18 protein-coding genes are annotated in these 16844 nt (G+C 72.8%); 8 read left to right on the forward strand and 10 right to left on the reverse strand.

The window, feature by feature from the left end; genetic code table 11:
• The first annotated feature begins 21 nt into the window (after positions 1–21).
• The gene (locus tag QQZ14_RS13660) at positions 22–948 is read left to right on the forward strand and encodes a serine/threonine-protein kinase (RefSeq protein WP_284534882.1); all 927 of its coding nucleotides are present in this window, start codon (positions 22–24) and stop codon (positions 946–948) included.
• A 457-nt stretch (positions 949–1405) separates the two neighbouring features.
• Positions 1406–2662, forward strand: coding sequence for an HNH endonuclease signature motif containing protein (locus QQZ14_RS13665; protein WP_284534883.1), 1257 nt, complete (start codon positions 1406–1408; stop codon positions 2660–2662).
• 102 nt (positions 2663–2764) lie between these two features.
• Here the strand turns inward: QQZ14_RS13665 and QQZ14_RS13670 are convergent, their stop codons facing one another.
• Genes QQZ14_RS13670 through QQZ14_RS13690 form a run of 5 tightly spaced genes read right to left on the reverse strand, consistent with a single transcriptional unit; the run spans position 2765 to position 6874 of the window.
• Positions 2765–3382, reverse strand: coding sequence for a M23 family metallopeptidase (locus QQZ14_RS13670; RefSeq protein ID WP_284534884.1), 618 nt, complete (start codon positions 3380–3382; stop codon positions 2765–2767).
• A 13-nt stretch (positions 3383–3395) separates the two neighbouring features.
• The gene (locus QQZ14_RS13675; protein ID WP_284534885.1) at positions 3396–4124 is read right to left on the reverse strand and encodes an ABC transporter permease; all 729 of its coding nucleotides are present in this window, start codon (positions 4122–4124) and stop codon (positions 3396–3398) included.
• Positions 4121–5035 carry an ABC transporter ATP-binding protein gene (locus tag QQZ14_RS13680; RefSeq protein ID WP_284534886.1) on the reverse strand — a complete coding sequence of 305 codons (915 nt, stop codon included), beginning with the start codon at positions 5033–5035 and terminating at the stop codon, positions 4121–4123. Before QQZ14_RS13680 ends, QQZ14_RS13675 begins: the two co-directional genes overlap by 4 nt.
• Positions 5032–5964 carry an ABC transporter permease subunit gene (locus QQZ14_RS13685; RefSeq protein WP_284534887.1) on the reverse strand — a complete coding sequence of 311 codons (933 nt, stop codon included), beginning with the start codon at positions 5962–5964 and terminating at the stop codon, positions 5032–5034. The genes QQZ14_RS13680 and QQZ14_RS13685 overlap by 4 nt, the downstream gene beginning before the upstream one ends.
• Positions 5948–6874: an ABC transporter ATP-binding protein gene (locus QQZ14_RS13690; protein ID WP_284534888.1), complete on the reverse strand. Its 927-nt coding sequence runs from the start codon at positions 6872–6874 to the stop codon at positions 5948–5950. Before QQZ14_RS13690 ends, QQZ14_RS13685 begins: the two co-directional genes overlap by 17 nt.
• Positions 6875–6929: 55 nt before the next feature.
• Between QQZ14_RS13690 and QQZ14_RS13695 the strand changes: the two genes are divergently transcribed.
• Positions 6930–7325, forward strand: coding sequence for a hypothetical protein (locus tag QQZ14_RS13695; protein ID WP_284534889.1), 396 nt, complete (start codon positions 6930–6932; stop codon positions 7323–7325).
• A 142-nt stretch (positions 7326–7467) separates the two neighbouring features.
• Here the strand turns inward: QQZ14_RS13695 and QQZ14_RS13700 are convergent, their stop codons facing one another.
• Positions 7468–8457 carry an aldo/keto reductase gene (locus QQZ14_RS13700; protein ID WP_284534890.1) on the reverse strand — a complete coding sequence of 330 codons (990 nt, stop codon included), beginning with the start codon at positions 8455–8457 and terminating at the stop codon, positions 7468–7470.
• An 86-nt stretch (positions 8458–8543) separates the two neighbouring features.
• Here QQZ14_RS13700 and QQZ14_RS13705 point away from each other — a divergent pair, with 86 nt between their 5' ends.
• The 3 genes from QQZ14_RS13705 to QQZ14_RS13715 all read left to right on the forward strand — a co-directional run bounded on the left by QQZ14_RS13705 (position 8544) and on the right by QQZ14_RS13715 (position 10225).
• Positions 8544–9275, forward strand: coding sequence for a class I SAM-dependent DNA methyltransferase (locus QQZ14_RS13705; RefSeq protein WP_284534891.1), 732 nt, complete (start codon positions 8544–8546; stop codon positions 9273–9275).
• Between the two features lie 97 nt (positions 9276–9372).
• The gene (locus QQZ14_RS13710; protein WP_284534892.1) at positions 9373–10014 is read left to right on the forward strand and encodes a flavin reductase family protein; all 642 of its coding nucleotides are present in this window, start codon (positions 9373–9375) and stop codon (positions 10012–10014) included.
• Positions 10015–10042: 28 nt separating this feature from the next.
• Positions 10043–10225: a hypothetical protein gene (locus tag QQZ14_RS13715; protein WP_284534893.1), complete on the forward strand. Its 183-nt coding sequence runs from the start codon at positions 10043–10045 to the stop codon at positions 10223–10225.
• Here QQZ14_RS13715 and pgm read toward each other — a convergent pair.
• Positions 10206–11873 (reverse strand): phosphoglucomutase (alpha-D-glucose-1,6-bisphosphate-dependent), encoded by a 1668-nt coding sequence (gene pgm, locus QQZ14_RS13720; protein ID WP_284534894.1) that lies wholly within the window; start codon positions 11871–11873, stop codon positions 10206–10208. The two genes, QQZ14_RS13715 and pgm, sit on opposite strands and share 20 nt — an antisense overlap.
• A gap of 103 nt (positions 11874–11976) precedes the next feature.
• Between pgm and QQZ14_RS13725 the strand changes: the two genes are divergently transcribed.
• Entirely contained in the window at positions 11977–12687 is a 711-nt protein-coding gene (locus tag QQZ14_RS13725) for a VC0807 family protein (protein WP_284534895.1), read from the forward strand.
• Between the two features lie 10 nt (positions 12688–12697).
• Here QQZ14_RS13725 and QQZ14_RS13730 read toward each other — a convergent pair whose 3' ends face one another.
• Entirely contained in the window at positions 12698–13519 is an 822-nt protein-coding gene (locus QQZ14_RS13730; protein ID WP_284534896.1) for an oxidoreductase, read from the reverse strand.
• Between the two features lie 98 nt (positions 13520–13617).
• Between QQZ14_RS13730 and QQZ14_RS13735 the strand changes: the two genes are divergently transcribed.
• Complete coding sequence (locus QQZ14_RS13735) at positions 13618–15021, forward strand: hypothetical protein (protein WP_284534897.1); 1404 nt, start codon at positions 13618–13620, stop codon at positions 15019–15021.
• 34 nt (positions 15022–15055) lie between these two features.
• On the opposite strand, the gene QQZ14_RS13740 is transcribed toward QQZ14_RS13735, so the two are convergent.
• Positions 15056–15997 (reverse strand): oxidoreductase, encoded by a 942-nt coding sequence (locus tag QQZ14_RS13740; protein ID WP_284534898.1) that lies wholly within the window; start codon positions 15995–15997, stop codon positions 15056–15058.
• On the reverse strand, positions 15994–16821 hold the full coding sequence (locus QQZ14_RS13745) for a maleylpyruvate isomerase family mycothiol-dependent enzyme (RefSeq protein WP_284534899.1): 828 nt from the start codon (positions 16819–16821) through the stop codon (positions 15994–15996). The genes QQZ14_RS13740 and QQZ14_RS13745 overlap by 4 nt, the downstream gene beginning before the upstream one ends.
• Between the last annotated feature and the right edge of the window lie 23 nt (positions 16822–16844).

The following is a 16844-nucleotide window of genomic DNA, read 5'->3' on the forward strand; positions in this document are numbered from 1 at the left end:
TCTCCCGGGGATACTGGCTCCATGGCACGCCTGGGACGCTACCTGCTCGAGGAGCGGCTCGGGTCGGGTGCCTTCGCCACCGTGTGGCGCGGCTACGACCCCGAGCTCGACAGCGCCGTGGCGGTCAAGGTCCTGGCCGAGAACTGGGCGGCGGACGGCGGCGTGTGCGAGCGGTTCCTCGCCGAGGCGCGGCTGCTGCGCCGGATCGCGCATCCGGCGGTGGTGCGCGTGCACGACGTGGGCACGGCGTACGGCGACGACGGGTTCGCGCGGCCGTACTTCGTGATGGATCTGGTCGAGGGCGGCACGCTGGAGTCGCGGGTCGGAGCGCTGCCGCCGGCGGAGGCCCTCGCGCTCGCGGCCGAGTCGGCCGAGGCGGTGCAGGTGCTCCACGACGAGGGCGTCCTCCACCGCGACGTGAAGCCCAGCAACCTGCTGGTCGACACGAGCGGCGGGACGCCCCGGGTGCTGGTCGCCGACCTCGGCAGCGCGAAGCTGCTCGCCGACGCGTCCATGCTCACCATGGTGACCGGGAGCCCGGCGTACATGGCGCCCGAGCAGGCGAGCAACCTCGACGGCTTCGATGCCCGCGCCGACGTCTACGCGATGGGCGCGGTGACCTACCAGCTGCTCAGCGGCCGGCTGCCGTACGACGTCGACTCGCCGGCCGCGGCGCGCACCCGCCCCGACGTACCGCCGCCGCCGATCGCCGACGAGGTCGGCCTGCCCACCCAGCTCGACGACGTCCTGTCCCGGGCGCTCGCGGTGCAGCCCGCCGACCGCTTCGCGAGCAGCGCCGACCTCGCCGCCGCGCTGCGCGACCTCGCGGCCGGTCGCACGGTGTCGCTGCCCCGCCGGCGTACCGCGGGCTGGCCGCTGGTCCCGGTGCTCCTGGTCGCCCTGGTGCTCTTCGTCGTGTCGGGTGCCATCGCCTGGATGCTCGGCTGAGCCGGGCGGTGGCGAGCGAGGAGGCCGAGGACAGCTGGTTCGCCCGCTGAGGTGCCTACTCGAGACCCCGCAAGAGTCGGAGCACGGTGGTTGAGGTGCGAAGGCCGCAAGGCGACGCACGGTGGTTGAGGTGCGAGGGCCGCTAGGCCCGAGCCTCGAAACCACCCCCGCAGGCGGACGTACGTCAGCCTGCGGGTCCGTACCTGGTTGCGGTGGTTGAAGGACGAGGGCGTGGTCGCCGTTCGCTGTGGTCACCCGAGGCTGGTCACCGCCGGCATCTCGGCACCAGATCGGTTTGTGGTTGCCGGGCTGTGGTCGCCGTCGCAGACCCGAGATCCCGCCTGCCGACATCCCCCACCTCACGACCCGGAAGACTTTACCTTCGACTTCGCCAGGGCCCTGTGGAACAAGGGGATTCCGGCCCTGCGATGTCGGTGGGCTCTGCTGGGATGGACACATGGCAGCCACCCCGCTCGTGCACCCGGACCTCGACGGTCCCCGGGCGCTGCTGGCTGCCCTCGAGACCAATCGGTCCGTGCTGACCGACGCCGAGGTCGCGCAGTTCCAGCTCGCGGTCGAGTGGGCCACCGCCCACCCCGCCGACGGGCTCGACGACGCCGCGACCATCGACGGCTCCGAGGGCGAGCTCGCGATCGCCGGCCCCGGCGCACCCCTGGTCGCGGAGTTCTGCATCGCGGACTTCGCGCTCGCGGTCGGCCTGACCACCGACGCCGGCCGCAGCTACCTCGGCGACGCCGTCGAGATCCGCCACCGCCTCCCCCGACTGTGGGCCCGGGTGATCGCCGGCACGGTGCCGGTCTGGCGGGCCCGCCGCATCGCCACCCACACCCGGTCCCTGCCCGCCGAGGGCGCCGACCACGTCGACAAGCACCTCGCCCCCCTCGCGCACCGGCTGTCCTGGGCCCAACTGGAACGCACCGTCGAAGCAGCCCGCGCGACGTTCGACCCAATCGAGGCCGAGCACCGCCGCCTGCTGGCCGCCGACGGCCGGTTCTGCGACGTCGACACCACCCAGGTCTCCCTCGACGGCACCATGGCGGTGCGCGGTGAGCTCGACCTCACCGACGCCCTCGACCTCGACCACGCGTTGAGCGAGGGTGCCCAACAGCTCGCCGACCTCGGCTGCACCGAGACGATGGATGTCCGCCGCGCGATGGCCGCCGGCGCCCTCGCCCGCGGCGACCTCATGCTCCAGACCTCACCGGCCCCGGAGACGGGGACAGACCCCGAGCAGCCGAACCCGACCCGGCGAAGCCGGGAGCTGGTGATCTACGCCCACCTGTCCCAGAGCGCGCTGGCCGGGATCGAGAACACCCGCACCCACGTCCTCCTCACCCAGGTCGCCGGCTGGTGCGCCACCGCCACCGGGCCCGTCACCATCCGCCCCGTCCTCGACCTGGGCGAGCACCTCCAGGTCCCCGGCTACACCCCCTCACCACGGCTCCGTGAGCAGGTCCTGCTCACCCATCCGACGTGCGTGTTCCCCGGCTGCCACCGACCATCACGCCGCTGCGACCTCGACCACGTCATCCCCTGGGCCGACGGCGGCCCGACCTGCACCTGCAACCTCGTCCCCCTCTGCCGCTTCCACCATCGCCTCAAGACCCATGGCAGCTGGACCCTCCACCGCACCGGCCACCGGATCTTCACCTGGACCAGCCCCCACGGACGCACCTACACCCGACATACCTGACCACCCCACCCCGCCGACCACGGCCGGCGGGGCCACAGTCATGCCCCGGCAGCAACGGTGCCGCGCGGAGGCCGTGGTCTCGAGGCTCGCTTCGCTCGCACCTCAACCACCGTGTGCCTCGACGACCTCTCCGTTGCGGGGCAGGTGTCCGCCGAGGGTGATCGGCACGGCCACGGCGCCGTCCACGCCCACGCGGTCGATGGCCTGGACGTGGACATGGGGCTCGGTGCTGTTGCCGGAGTTGCCGCATCGCGCCAGTGGCTCGCCCGCCCGGACGCGCTGACCGAGCTGGACTTCGATGCTCGCTTGACGCAGGTGGCACACGGCGACCACGGGCCCGGAGTCCGTCCGGATCATCACGTGATTGCCTGCCAGCGCCGCCCACCCTGCTGCCACCCGGCGGCGCTGGGTAAGGGCATAGCCGACGGACGGCAGACCACGGAAGGCATCGTGATCCGGTGCTCCGTCGTACAGGGCGACCACGACGCCGCGGACGGGTGCGAGGATCGGCTGCCCGAACCCGGGGAACCGCTCGGCGGCCTCGGAGCGCAGGAGCGATCGGGCCGTGATCGGTGCCGTCCGCCCCGCTGCGTCGACCGCGACGAAGTCGATGGCGAAGGATGTGGCGAACAGTGTGGTGCCGTGGCTCGGGACTCGGTTCGCCGGGCTGTTCTGGGTCAGCCAGCGGCCCGTGAATGGATAGGCCAGATCGACGGGCACGACCTCGGCGGTCCTACTCGTCGCCCGTCAGGTTGAACGCCCGCAGCGCACGTCCGGTCTGCCACGCGCCGGCCACGATGACGACCGTGAGCGCGAGGACGGCGTACGCCAGCGGCAGGTCGTCAACGAGGGACACGTCGGCGACCTGCTGGACGACCGCGGCCGACCAGCGGGTGACGCTGAGCCACCGCACCCCGTCCAGGAGCCCGCCGAGCAGTCCCTCCCACACCAGCAGGTAGATCAGCCCGACCACCACGGCGTGCCGGGTCAGCACCGACAGCAGCGCGAACAGCGCACAGTAGGCGACTCCCTCGGCGAGCGCACCGACCGCGAAGCCCACGGCGTACGACGGGGTGTCGGTGAGCAGGACCAGGCCCGCGACCAGCACCGGGAGGGCGGCGAAGGCCAGCACGCACGCGGCGGCGACCAGGAGCTTGCTGGTCACGATCGTGTGCCGCGAGATCGGCTTGGCGAGCAGGTAGGAGATCGACCCGTCGTCGATCTCGGGGGCCAGCAGCCCGGACGTCGCCAGCAGCGCCACCAGCGGCACGATCACGACCAGACCGAGGCCGTAGAGCGTGTGCCGGGCGCCCTCGTCGTCCTGGCCGACCAGTGCGCGGGCCAGGACGGACAGCCCGATCAGCACCGCGGGCAGCACGAACAGCAGGGCCCCGCGCCAGCGCCCGAAGATGCTGCGCACGCCCAGCCGGACGATCGTGCGGGAGACCACCGGGGACGTCATGGCGCCACCAGGTAGGAGAAGACGCTCTCCAGGGACTCGTCGGTCGGCGTCACCTCGTGCAGGCGTACGCCGTGCTCGCGGGCCAACCGCGGCAGCACCTCGCTGAACCGGCCGAAGTCGGAGGCCTCCAGCTCGATGCCGCCCTCCGAGCGCAGCCGGGCCCCGCGCACGGACGTGTCGGCGAGCAGCACCGAGGCCATCAGCCGGTCGTCGCCGGTGCGGAGCACGAACCGGTTGGGCCGGTCGGTCATCAGCCGCCGGATCGCGCCGAAGTCGCCCGAGGCCGCGTGCCGGCCCGCCACCACCACCTCGATCTGGCGGGCCACCTGCTCGACCTCCTCGAGGATGTGCGAGCTGAACAGCACGGTCCGCCCCTCGGCGCCCATCGTGCGCAGCAGCTCCATCAGGTGGATCCGTTGCCGCGGGTCCATGCCGTTGAACGGCTCGTCGAGCAGCAGCACCGCCGGGTCGTGCGCGAGCGCGGAGGCCATCTTGATCCGCTGCCGCATGCCCTTGGAGTACGTCGAGATCTCGCGGTCCTGGGCGTCGGTCATCTCGATCAGCGCGATCGCCCGCTGCGCCGCGGCCCCGGGGTCGGCCAGCCCGTGCAGCTCGGCGTTCGCGACCACGAACTGGCGCCCGGTGAGGTAGTCGAACAGCGCCTCCCGCTCCGGCACCAGCCCGAGCTTGCGATAGACCTGCTCGTTGCGCCACAGCGGCTCGCCGTCGAGCGTGACGGTCCCGGTCGAGGGCGCGAGGAAGCCCGACATCATCGCGATCAGCGTGGACTTGCCGGCGCCGTTGGGGCCGAGCAGCCCGGTGACGCCGGGGCCGATGGTCATCGTGACGTCGTTGACCGCGACGACGTTGCGGTACCAGCGCGAGACGTGGTCGATGCGGATCTCGCTCATGGCGAGACCTTCCGGTAGCGGAGCATCAGCCCGCCGATCGAGCCCAGCACGGTCAGCAGGGTGGCGACGACGTACAGGACCCCCATCGCGTCGCTGGAGGGCGGCGTCGGGGTGGCGTCGGGGGAGTCGAACAGGAACACCTGCAGCCCGTTGACCAGCGTGTACGGCGAGAACAGTCCGGCGACCTCGCCGACCACCTCCTGCTCGGCGCCGACCGCGATGCCCTGGATCGTGGAGACGACCGTGTAGCTGACGAGCAGCACCACGATCACCGCGGTGACCGCGAGGCCACGCCGGATCGTGAGGGCCGCGACGAGGGCGGCGAGCCCGGCCAGGCAGGCGGCCAGCAGGGCGGCGCCGACGATCGCGCCGAGGAACCGGCCGGTCTCGCGGCCGGGCGGCAGGTCGGCGAGCAGGCCGCCGAGGTACATCAGCAGCAGCGGTGCGCCGATCAGGACGAACGTCGCGACCGTCAGCGAGGCCAGCCGCACCAGCACGTAGACCGACCGGCGCATCGGCCGGGCCAGGTAGAGCGTGATCGTGCGGAAGCGCAGGTCGCGCGAGATCAGCGCCGGCGCCTGGGAGGCCACGAACACCGAGATCAGCAGCTGCGTGGTGAGGGGGTACGTCGAGTACGCGACGATCTGCTCGTCGAGGTCGAGGATGTTCTTGGCCTGCACGAGCACGCCGACCAGGATCAGCGCGGGCAGCAGCATCAGCCCCAGCAGGATCATCGGCAGCACCTTGGACCGCGCCGAGCGGCCGAGACCGTAGGTGTTGCGCAGGCCGGTGGTGAAGAACGACCAGGCGACCGGGCCCTCGCCGAGCCGCGGGCCGCCGTACGGCCGGTAGCCGAGGTCGTGGATGACGCCGGTGCGGGCCTCGCCGGCGTCGGTGCCGGTGTCCGTGGTCTCAGACGGGCTGGACACTGCCGGCACCTCCCTCGCGGAAGACGTCCTCGATGCGGTGGTGCCGCTCCTGCATCCGCACCAGGCCGAGGCCGAGGTCGACGGTGAGGTCGCGGACGACGTCGGGCGTGGTCTCGTCGCGGACCTCGACCTCGATCAGGTTGCCGTCGGCCGGCCGGGCGACCAGGCCGGCGTCGACGAGCGCCTGCCCGAGCAGCCGGTCGGCGTCGGGGCGGCCCTGCACCTCGATCAGCAGGCTGCCGGTGGCGTGCAGGAAGTCGGTGGTCGCCGAGGAGCGCAGCAGCCGGCCGCCGTCGAGGACGACGACGTGGTCGCTGACCCGCTCGAGCTCGCCGAGCAGGTGGGAGGTGACCAGCACCGCGATCCCGAACTCGCGACCGATCCGGCGCACCAGCGCGAGCATGTCGTCGCGCGAGGAGGGGTCGAGGCCGTTGGTGGGCTCGTCGAGCAGCACCAGCCGCGGGTCGTGGACCAGCGCCTGGGCGAGCTTGGCCCGCTGCTTCATGCCGGTGGAGTAGCCGCCGATCGGGCGGTAGCGCTCCTCGGCGAGCCCGACGTGGCGCAGCACGTCGGAGGCCCGCTCGCGCGCCGCGGCGTACGGCAGGCCGGACATCTGGCCCATGTGCACCACCAGGTCGCTGGCGGACACGTCGGCCGGCAGGCAGTCGTGCTCGGGCATGTAGCCGACCAGCGCGCGGATCCGGCCGCCGTCGGTGGCGACGTCGTGGCCGAGGACGGTCGCGCTGCCGCTGGTCGCCGGCACCAGGCCGAGGAGGATCTTGATGAGTGTGGACTTGCCCGCGCCGTTGGCGCCGACCAGGCCGGTCACGCCCTCCCCGACCGTGACGTCGAGGTGGTCGAGCGCGGTGACCCGTGGGTACTGCTTGGTCAGACCGGAGGTCTCGATCACGCCCACACGGCCAACCTAGACCCGCCGTCCTGGGTGAGTGCGGCAGGCTGGACCCGTGCGACTCACCGAACACGAGCTGACGGCCGCCCTCACCGGGGCGGCCAAGAGCGTCCTGGCCGCCCAGGACCGCGAGGTCCGCAAGGGACGGCGCACCGCCGACGAGGCGTGGGAGGCGCTCACCAAGTTCCAGCGGTTCCAGCTGCTCGACGGGCTCGGCGGCCAGGTGCTGCCGGTGCTGGTCGCGCTGCCCGACGTCGAGGTCGCCGTCGGCGAGCGGCCGTCGGCCACCGACGAGCAGATCACCGCCGCGGTCGAGGAGCGGCTCGGCGACGAGAAGGGCGTACGCCGCAAGGCGCTGCTGATGGCCCGGGTCGCGCTGGTGCGGGTCGCCCTGGAGAGCATCCCGCCGCGCCAGGACCCCGACGCGCTCATCGTCCCGGACCACCTCTGAGCGAGCCGACTCGAGGTCGTAGCTGCCGGCGGTCCTGACGTACGGGGGATGGTCGGCAGGACCGCCGGCACCCACCACCTGTCGCGACCCGGGGCCGGCGTTACATCCGTGCCCGCCGGTCTAGACCGGCGGGCGGCCAGGGTCAGCGGTCGATCATGCGCTGCATCGCCTCGGGGTAGCGGTCTCCGACGACCTGCACCTCGGTCGACGCGCTGTCCAGCTCGGCCAGGTCCTCGGCGGTCAGCTCGAGGTCGGCCGCGCCGAGGTTCTCGTCGAGGCGCTCGAGGCGACGGGTCCCGGGGATCGGGACGATCCACGGCTGCTGCGCGAGCAGCCAGGCCAGGGCGACCTGGCCGACGGTGGCGCCCCTGCGTTCGCCGACGTCGCGCACGCGGTCCACGAGCGCGAGGTTGGCCTGGAGCGCCTCCTGCTCGAAGCGCGGGAGCGATGAACGGATGTCCCCCTCGCCGAACCGGCTCTCGGCGGTGACCTGGCCGGTGAGGAACCCGCGGCCCAGCGGGCTGAACGGCACGAAGCCGATGCCGAGCTCCGCCAGGGCGGGCAGGATCGCGTCCTCGGGCTCACGCCAGAACAGGGAGTACTCGCTCTGCAGTGCCGTGACCGGCTGTACGGCGTGGGCGCGGCGGATCGTGCCGACGCCGGCCTCGGACATCCCGAAGCGGCGCACCTTGCCCGCCTCGATCAGCTCCTTCACCGTGCCGGCCACGTCCTCGATGGGGACGTCCGGGTCGACGCGGTGCTGGTAGAGCAGGTCGATGGTGTCCGTGCGCAGCCGGCGCAGTGAGCCGTCGACAGCGGCCCGGATGTGGTCCGGCCGGCTGGTGACACCGGTCTGGTGGCCGTCCTCGTCGTACGCGAACCCGAACTTGGTCGCGATCACGACGTCGTCGCGGACCGGCTGGAGGGCCTCGCCGACGAGCTCCTCGTTGTGGAACGGGCCGTAGACCTCGGCGGTGTCGAACAGCGTGACGCCGCGGTCCACCGCGCTGCGGAGGAACGTGATCATCTCGTCGCGTGGGGGCCGCGGGCCGAAGGCCTGGCTCATGCCCATGCAGCCGAGGCCGAGTGCGGATACCTGGAGGCCCTGCGAGCCGAGGGTGCGCGTGTCCATCGTGTGTCTCCTTCGTCGAGAGGTTCAGAGCTGTGTCCCAGGGAATTCGCTCGCCGAGCTGAGGCATCGTCGGTCAGTCTGATGCGATGACCAGCAGCGACCTGTGGGATGCCGAGACCGCCGAGCGCTATGACGAGGCCTCGGCCTTCATGTTCGCACCGGACGTGTTGGAGCCTGCGGTCGACTTCCTGGTCGACCTGGCGGGCGGCGGGCCCGCACTCGAGCTCGCGATCGGCACCGGGCGGGTCGCGGTCCCACTGGTCGAGCGCGGCGTCGCGGTGAGCGGCATCGAGCTCTCGGCGCCGATGGCCGACCAGCTCCTGCGCAAGACCCGCGACATCCCGGTCGTCGTCGGTGACATGGCGACGAGCACAGTGCCGGGGGAGTTCTCGCTGGTGTACCTCGTCTGGAACAGCTTGGGGAACCTCCGGACCCAGGCCGAGCAGGTGGCCTGCTTCCGCAACGCCGCCCGCCACCTCGCTCCCGGAGGCCGCTTCGTCGTCGAGCTGTGGGTCCCGGGTATCCGGCGCTTCCCGCCCGGGCAGGTGGCAGTGCCCTTCCACGTCGGTGAGCACCACGCGGGCTTCGACACCCTCGACATGACCACCCAGCAGGGCACGTCGCACCACTACCGGCGCCACTCCGACGGCACCGTGACCTACGGGGCGAGCAACTTCCGCTACGTCTGGCCGGCCGAGTGCGACCTGATGGCGCAGCTGGCGGGCATGAATCTCGAGGGCCGGTTCGCCGACTGGAGCCGTGCTCCGTTCACCCAGGACAGCGAGAGCCACGTCTCGGTCTGGCGCACGCCCGCCTGACGAGCCGCGGGGACCATGCCGCGACAGCGCGAGCGGGTGCCCAGCGACGTCCGATTGCCGCCAGAACCGGCCCGGCCGGCACGCCAGGCTGTGGGTCATGCACCGCGTCGTACCTCTCAAGGTCCACTACTACGGGACTCCCGTCGTCCTGGTGTCGTCCACGAACCCGGACGGCACCACGAACCTGGCGCCCATGTCGTCGGCATGGTGGCTGGGACAGAACGCGATGCTGGGACTCGGCGCGTCCTCACGCACCACGCACAACCTCCTGCGCACCGGTGAAGGAGTGCTCAACCTCGCCCCGGCCGACCTGGTCGACCACGTCGATCGGCTGGCGCTGCTCACCGGCTCGCCGGACCTGTCGCCGCACAAGCGCGAGACCGGCTACCGGTACGAGCCGCGCAAGTTCGAAGCCGCGGGACTGACCCGCCAGCGGTCGGAGCTCGTCGCTCCGGAGCGGGTGGCGGAGTGCCCGATCCAGCTCGAGTGCCGGGTCACGGGCCACTACCCGATCGACAGCGCCTCGACGACGGCGCAGGCCATCCACGTGGAGGTCCTGCGGGCGCACGTCGCCGACTCCGTGCGGCTGCCCGGTAGCGACCACATCGACCCGCAGGCGTGGGACCCGTTGATCATGAAGTTCTGCGACTACTTCGGCGACGGCCGGCCACTGGTCCCCTCCCGCCTGGCCGCGGGGTGGCGGATGCCGGGCCGGCTCGAGGAGTCGCCGACTGCCTGACGGCAGCCGCTCGTCGCGGGGGCCGGGTGTGCCCGCTGTCGCTGTCATCGTCGGCGACGCATCGGTCCGAGGGGCGGTGGGTGTCGTCGTCCAGGCCCTGGTCTTCGGCGCCCTGTGGGGTTCCTACAAGTACTGGCAGCTCCGCGCCGAGATCCGGGCGAGCCGGGCCGGTCGCCGCTCGTCCGACCCGGTCACCCCAGCGCCGCGTTGACCACCTCGCGCGCCTCCTCCTGCACCTGCGCCAGGTGCTCGGGCCCGCGGAACGACTCGGCGTAGATCTTGTAGACGTCCTCGGTGCCCGACGGCCGCGCCGCGAACCACGCCGACTCCGTCACCACCTTGAGCCCGCCGATCTTGGCGCCGTTGCCCGGCGCCTCGGTGAGCTTGGCGGTGATCTCCTCGCCGGCCAGCGAGGTGGCGGTGACGTCGGAGGGCGAGAGCGCGCCGAGGGCGGCCTTCTGCTCGCGGGTGGCGGGCGCGTCGATGCGGGCGTACGCCGGCTCCCCGTGCTCGGCGACCAGGTCGGCGTAGTGCGCCGAGGGCGACCGGCCGGTGCGCGCCAGGATCTCCGAGGCGAGCAGCGCCAGGATGATGCCGTCCTTGTCGGTGGTCCACGCCGAGCCGTCCATCCGCAGGAACGACGCCCCGGCGGACTCCTCGCCGCCGAACCCGAACGACCCGTCGATCAGCCCGGGCACGAACCACTTGAACCCGACGGGCACCTCGACCATCTCCCGGCCGGTCGACGCCGCGACCCGGTCGATCATCGAGGAGGACACCAGGGTCTTGCCGATCCGCGCGCCCGCCGGCCACCCCGGCCGTGCGCCGCCGAACAGGTAGCCGATCGCGACCGCCAGGTAGTGGTTGGGGTTCATCAGCCCCGCGTCCGGCGTGACGATGCCGTGCCGGTCGGAGTCGGCGTCGTTGCCGGTGGCGATGTCGTACGACGACCCCCCGTCGGTCATGCGGGCGATCAGCGACGCCATCGCGTTGGGCGAGGAGCAGTCCATCCGGATCTTGCCGTCCCAGTCGAGCGTCATGAACCGCCAGGTCGCGTCGACCAGCGGGTTGACGACCGTCAGGTCGAGGCCGTGCCGCTCGGCGATCTCGCCCCAGTAGTGCACAGACGCCCCACCGAGCGGGTCGGCGCCGATCCGCACGCCCGCGTCCTTGATCGCGGCCAGGTCGACGACGCTCGGCAGGTCGTCGACGTACGTCCCCAGATAGTCGTACGGCGAGGCCGCGGCCCGGGCGCGCCCGAACGGGATCCGCTTCACCCCGGCCAGGTCGGCCTTGATCAGCTCGTTGGCCCGCGCGGCGATCACCGACGTCGCGTCGGTGTCGGCCGGCCCGCCGTGCGGCGGGTTGTACTTGAAGCCGCCGTCGGACGGCGGGTTGTGCGAGGGGGTGACCACGATCCCGTCGGCGAGCCCGGCGCCCGGCCCCGAGGAACGACGGAGTCGGCCGCCGTTGGCGCGCAGGATCGCGTGCGAGACCGCGGGCGTGGGCGTGTAGCCGTCGCGGTCGTCGACGAGCACGGTCACGTCGTTGGCGGCCAGCACCTCCAGCGCGGTGGCCCACGCGGGCTCGGACAGGCCGTGGGTGTCGCGGCCGAGGAACAGCGGGCCGTCGTACCCCTGCTCGCGCCGGTAGTCGCAGATCGCCTGCGTGGTCGCGAGGATGTGGGTCTCGTTGAACGCGGTGCGCAGCGAGGAGCCGCGGTGCCCGCTGGTGCCGAACGCGACCTGCTGGTCGACGTTGTCGGGGTCCGGCACCCCGGTGTAGTACGCCGTCACCAGGTGCGCGACGTCGACGAGGTCGGAGGCTTCGGCGGGCTGTCCCGCGCGCGGGTGGCTCATGTCCACATCATGCCGGTCGATTGGTGTGAAGAGCGTGCCGCCTGGGCACGGCGTACAGTGGAGAGCGCGGGACCCCCTCGCGAACTCTCGTGAGGCAGGAACTATGCCGACTTCCGGCAGCGACACCGCCACTCTCGTCAAGCTCGCCAGCGTCCCGCCGAGCCCTGCCGAGCCGCACCGGCCGTGCCTGAGTGCGGTGATCCGCCGGGTCGGGCTGAGCCTGCTGATCGCCTGCGCCGTCCCGGCGACCGTCTTCTACGTCTGCCTGCGGCTCGAGGGCGTGTGGGTGGCGATCTTCGCCGCGCTCGCCTGGTCGTACGGCGCGATCGCGTGGCGCGCGATCACCCGTCGGCGGACGTCGGGACTGCTGATCCTGACCGCGGTGGTGATGACCGCCCGGACGCTGATCGCGCTGGCCACCGACAGCACCTACCTCTACTTCCTCCAGCCGATCATCAGCGACGGGCTGCTCGGCCTCACCTTCCTGGTCTCGCTCGGGACGGTGCGGCCGATGGTGGCCCGCCTGGCGGGCGACTTCTACCCGATGGACGACGAGCTGCACGTGCGCCCGCGGATCCGCCGGCTGTTCTGGTTCCTCACGCTCGGGTGGGCGCTGCTGTGCATCGGCAAGGCGTCGGCCACGCTGTGGCTCCTGCAGTCGCAGTCGCTCGAGACGTTCGTGCTGGTCAAGAGCGTCTCGGTTCTCCTGCTGAACGCCTTGGCGGTCGCCGCGACGATCGGCGCCGCGGTGCTGGTGGCCCGACGTGAGGGCCTGCTGGGCGAGCGGCTCGTCCCGGTGCCCGTCACCGCCTGAGGAGGCTCGGTCAGCCGACCGCGTCCAGCGCGGCGAGGTCGTCGGCGTCGAGGGCCAGCTTGGCGGCGCGCAGGTTCTCCTCCAGGTGCTCGACCGAGCTGGTGCCCGGGATCAGCAGGATGTTCGGCGAGCGCTGCAGCAGCCACGCCAGCGCGACCTGCATGTGCGTGGCGCGGTGCTTGTCGGCGACCTCCTGCACGGCGTCGACCGCGAGCGGGCTGAACCCGCCGAGGGGGAAGAACGGCACATAGAAGATGCCCTGCTCGGCGAGCGAGTCGATGAGCTTGTCGTCCTCGCGATGGGCCACGTTGTAGGCGTTCTGCACCATCGAGACCGGCGCGACGTCCTGCGCGGCCTTGACCTGCTCGGCGGTGCAGTTGCTCAGGCCGAGGTCGCAGACCAGCCCCTGGGACTGGAGATCGGCGAGCACGGTCCACTGCTTCGTGAAGTCGCCGTCCCACCCGTCCATGAACCGCAGGTTGACCCCGCCGAGCCGCTCGACACCCAGCCGGCCGAGGTTGTCGTGGACGGCCTCCTTGATCTCGTCGGGCTCGAACGCCGGCAGCCAGGCACCCTCGTCGTCGCGGCGCGCCCCCACCTTGGTGACGAGCACCAGCTCGGGCGGGTAGGGGTGCAGGGCCTCGCGGATCAGGTCGTTGACGACGTACGGGCCGTAGTAGTCGCTGGTGTCGATGTGGTCGACGCCGAGCTCGACCGCCCGCTGCAGCACCTGCTTGGCCTGGGCGGGGTCGGCGGGCGGGCCGAAGATGCCGGGGCCTGCCAGCCGCATCGCGCCGAATCCGATCCGCTTCACGTCCGAGAGTCGTTTCATGCGCCCCACTCTGCGCCGTCGCGCCGCGCCAGCCAAGGCCGCGCCCGGCCATAGGATCGTCGGGCGATGTGGGAGGTGGGGTGAGAGGGGCGCGGACGATGGCCCTGCTGGCCGTCGCCCTGCTGTTCCTGGCCGTCGGGCCGGTGGTGCTCCTCCTCGGTGCGGCCACGCTGTGCCTGCCCCGGGTCCGCGCCTGGCTCCGGCCGACCCGGCGGGTGCTCGCGGGGTGGGTGGGCGCGGTCCTGCTGGTCGCCGGCCTCGCGGTGGTCGTGCCGGACGGCTGGGTGCCGATCGCGCCCGGTCCGGGCACCTGGGTGACGCCGTCGTACGTCGGGCGCCCGGTGGCCGGCGGCACCGAGGACGGCCCGAGCGGCGAGTCGCCTCAGGTGACCACGAAGGGCTACGGACTCGACGACTGCCGCCGGATCGAGCTCGACGCGCAGGGCCGGCTGGTGACCGTGTGCGGTGGCGCCGGCGACCCCGTGCTGCGTCTGGTCGACCCCGGCAGCCTGCGGCTGCGGGCGTCCAAGGACCTGCCCGACCGCGGTGGCTGCCCGGCCGCGTTCGCCCTCGACGCCGGTGGCCGCGTGGTCGTCGCCGCGCGCGACCGGCTGCTGGTGGTCGGCACGGCGGACGCCGAGGGCGACCCCGACCTCACCACCGAGGCGACCGTCGACCTGGGCCTCGGCGTCGACGACTGCGTGGCCGGGCTGGCGGTCCGCGGTGCGCGCACCTGGTTCGTCTCGCGCGACGGCGTCGCCGGGGTGGTGACGGGCGACCGCGTCCACTCGGTCGAGCTCGCGGACTCCGTCGAGCGGCCGTTGGCCGTCGACGCCGGTGGTGCCTACGTCGCGGGCGCGGAGGCCCTGCACCGGGTGGTGCTCACGGGTCGCAGGCCGACCAAGGCCTGGAGCTCGCCGTACGACGGAGGCGGTGAGCGGGGTGCGGCCCCGGTGCCGCTGCCGGACGGCCTGGTGGCGGTCGCGGACAACCGCGAGCCACGGCTACAGGTGGTGTTCCACCGCGCCGAGACCGGCGCCGTGGTGTGCCGGGCCGAGGTCTTCGGCGACGACGAGGGCGCCACCGACGGCGGGCTGGTCGCCGCCGGCGGCGGTGTCGTCGTGCAGAACTCCCACGGCTACTTCGGCCCGCTCTCGACGGTCCTGGGTCGCACCACCGACCGCGGCATCGCGCGCGTCGACGTGGTCGACGGCGAGTGCCGGGTGACCTGGACGACCGCGATGGACGCCCCCAGCGGTGCGCCCGCCGTGTCCGAGGCCGACGGCCTCGTCTACGCCTATGTGAAGCGGCACAGCTGGCTCGGGGTGGACGCGTGGTACCTCGCCGCGCTCGACCTCGACGACGGCCACCTGCTCTGGGCTCGGCGCACCGGCCTGGGCGTGCTGCGCGACAACCACCACGGCAGGATCACGCTCGGCCCGGACCGGTCGGCGTACGTCCCGGTGCTCGGCGGGCTCGTGCGCGTCCACGACCGAGGTTGACCCGCCCGAAACTTTCGGGCGGGTCAACGTCCGATCACGGGTAGCGGATGCCCGTGACCTCCTGGCTGAGCTCCCAGAGCCGGCGCTGCGCGGTCTCGTCGTGGGACAGCTTGTTGCTGGTGGTGACGTGCGGGGTGCCGCCCCCCTCCGCGAATCCGCTCGGTCCGCAGTAGGTGCCGCCGGGGAGGTCGGCGGTGGCCGCCATCAGCGTCGGCCAGGCACCCTGGTCGGCCCGGTTGGGCGAGACTGCCTTGATCGCCGCGTCGAGGATCGTCGCCCGACCGCCACGAGCGCGGCCGTACTGCCCGTTGGCCGCGAGGTGCGTGGCGGCGAAGCCCGGGTGGGCGGCCAGCGCGCGCACCGGCACCTCCGCGCGCCGCGCCCGCCGGTCGAGCTCGTAGGTGAACAGCAGGTTGGCGAGCTTGGACTGCCCGTAGACCGGCCACCGCCGGTAGCGACCGTGCTGGGTCCGCGGGTCGTCCAGCGGCGCCCCGCGGGCGACCCGGTGCATCTGGGACGACACGGTGACGACGGTGCCGGCCCTGCTCGCCACCAGCTGGGGCAGCAGGAGACCGGTCAGCAGGAACGGCCCGAAGTGGTTGGTGGCCATCTGCAGCTCGAGGCCGTCCGCCGTGCGGTGGTACGGCGTCCCCATGACGCCGGCGTTGTTGACCAGCACGTCGATCGGCCCGAGCCCGGCGGCCTCGGCGGCCGCCCGGCGTACCGACGAGAGGTCGGCGAGGTCGACGACGAGCGTCTCCAGCGCGGCGGCCGGGACCTCGACGGTGATCGCGGCGCGGGTCTCGTCGAGCCGCTCCCGGGTGCGGCCGGCGAGCACGACCCGGGCGCCGCGCCGCGCCAGCTCGAGCGCGGTGAACTGCCCGAGGCCGCCGACGGTGGTGCCGGTGACGAGCACGGTGCGGCCGGACTGGTCGGGGATGTCGGCCAGCGACCAGCGGTCGGCGGCGGGCCTCACGGGGTGGTCGCCATCGCGTCGAGGACCCGGTCGGCGAGGGCCTGGTCGCCCTCGACGCTGACCGTGCCGGGCTCGGGGTCGCATCGTCCGCCGGCGACCCGGATGAACGCCTCCCGGTCCATGCGGAGCAGCACGTCCGGGTCGGGCGGAGCGTCGGCCAGCCGCTCGCCGCGGCCGGCGTCGTTGACGGTGAACGCGTACGGCGTGCTGCCCTCGAGCTCGAGCACCGCGGTGGTGCCGGCGGGTGCGCCGACCCGCTTGGCGAGCACGTAGCCCAGGCTCTCGGCGAGGTACTCCGCGGTGTGACGGGCGGCCGCGGAGTCCATGCCGCCGGGGCGGTCGACCGCCCGGCGGATGTCCTGCTCGTGCATCCACACGTCCAGCGGCCGGTTGCGCAGCAGCGTGCGCCAGTCCCAGCCGACGCCGCCGAAGATCGGCTCGGGCCTGCCGGCCGGGTCGGTCGGCGGGTCGGCGAGCAGCCGGGTGTGCCGCGCGGTCGCGGCGGACCGGATCTCGTTGATGATCGCGTCGGGGCTGGCGTCGCGGCGGGTGACGACCCCGATCTCGGTGTAGAGCCCCATCAGCCCGGTGACGTGGTCGGGCTCGCCGACGTCGGCGGTCTCCTCGGGTGCTCCGGCCAGGATCGACTCCAGGTGCGCGATGTGGGACGCAACGGCCTTCACGTCCCAGCCCGGCAGGTCGGTCGGCGTGGCCCAGTCCGACTCGTCGAGCTCCTCGAGCAGGTCGGTGAAGTCGTTGATCGCCTGCCACCACACGTCGACGTACCCGCGGAGCAGATCCTGGCCTGTGACGGGATCGGTCATGCGCGGAACCCTAGTAGTTCCTG

This window comes from Nocardioides sp. T2.26MG-1, from assembly GCF_950101795.1.
Taxonomy (GTDB): Bacteria; Actinomycetota; Actinomycetes; order Propionibacteriales; family Nocardioidaceae; genus Nocardioides.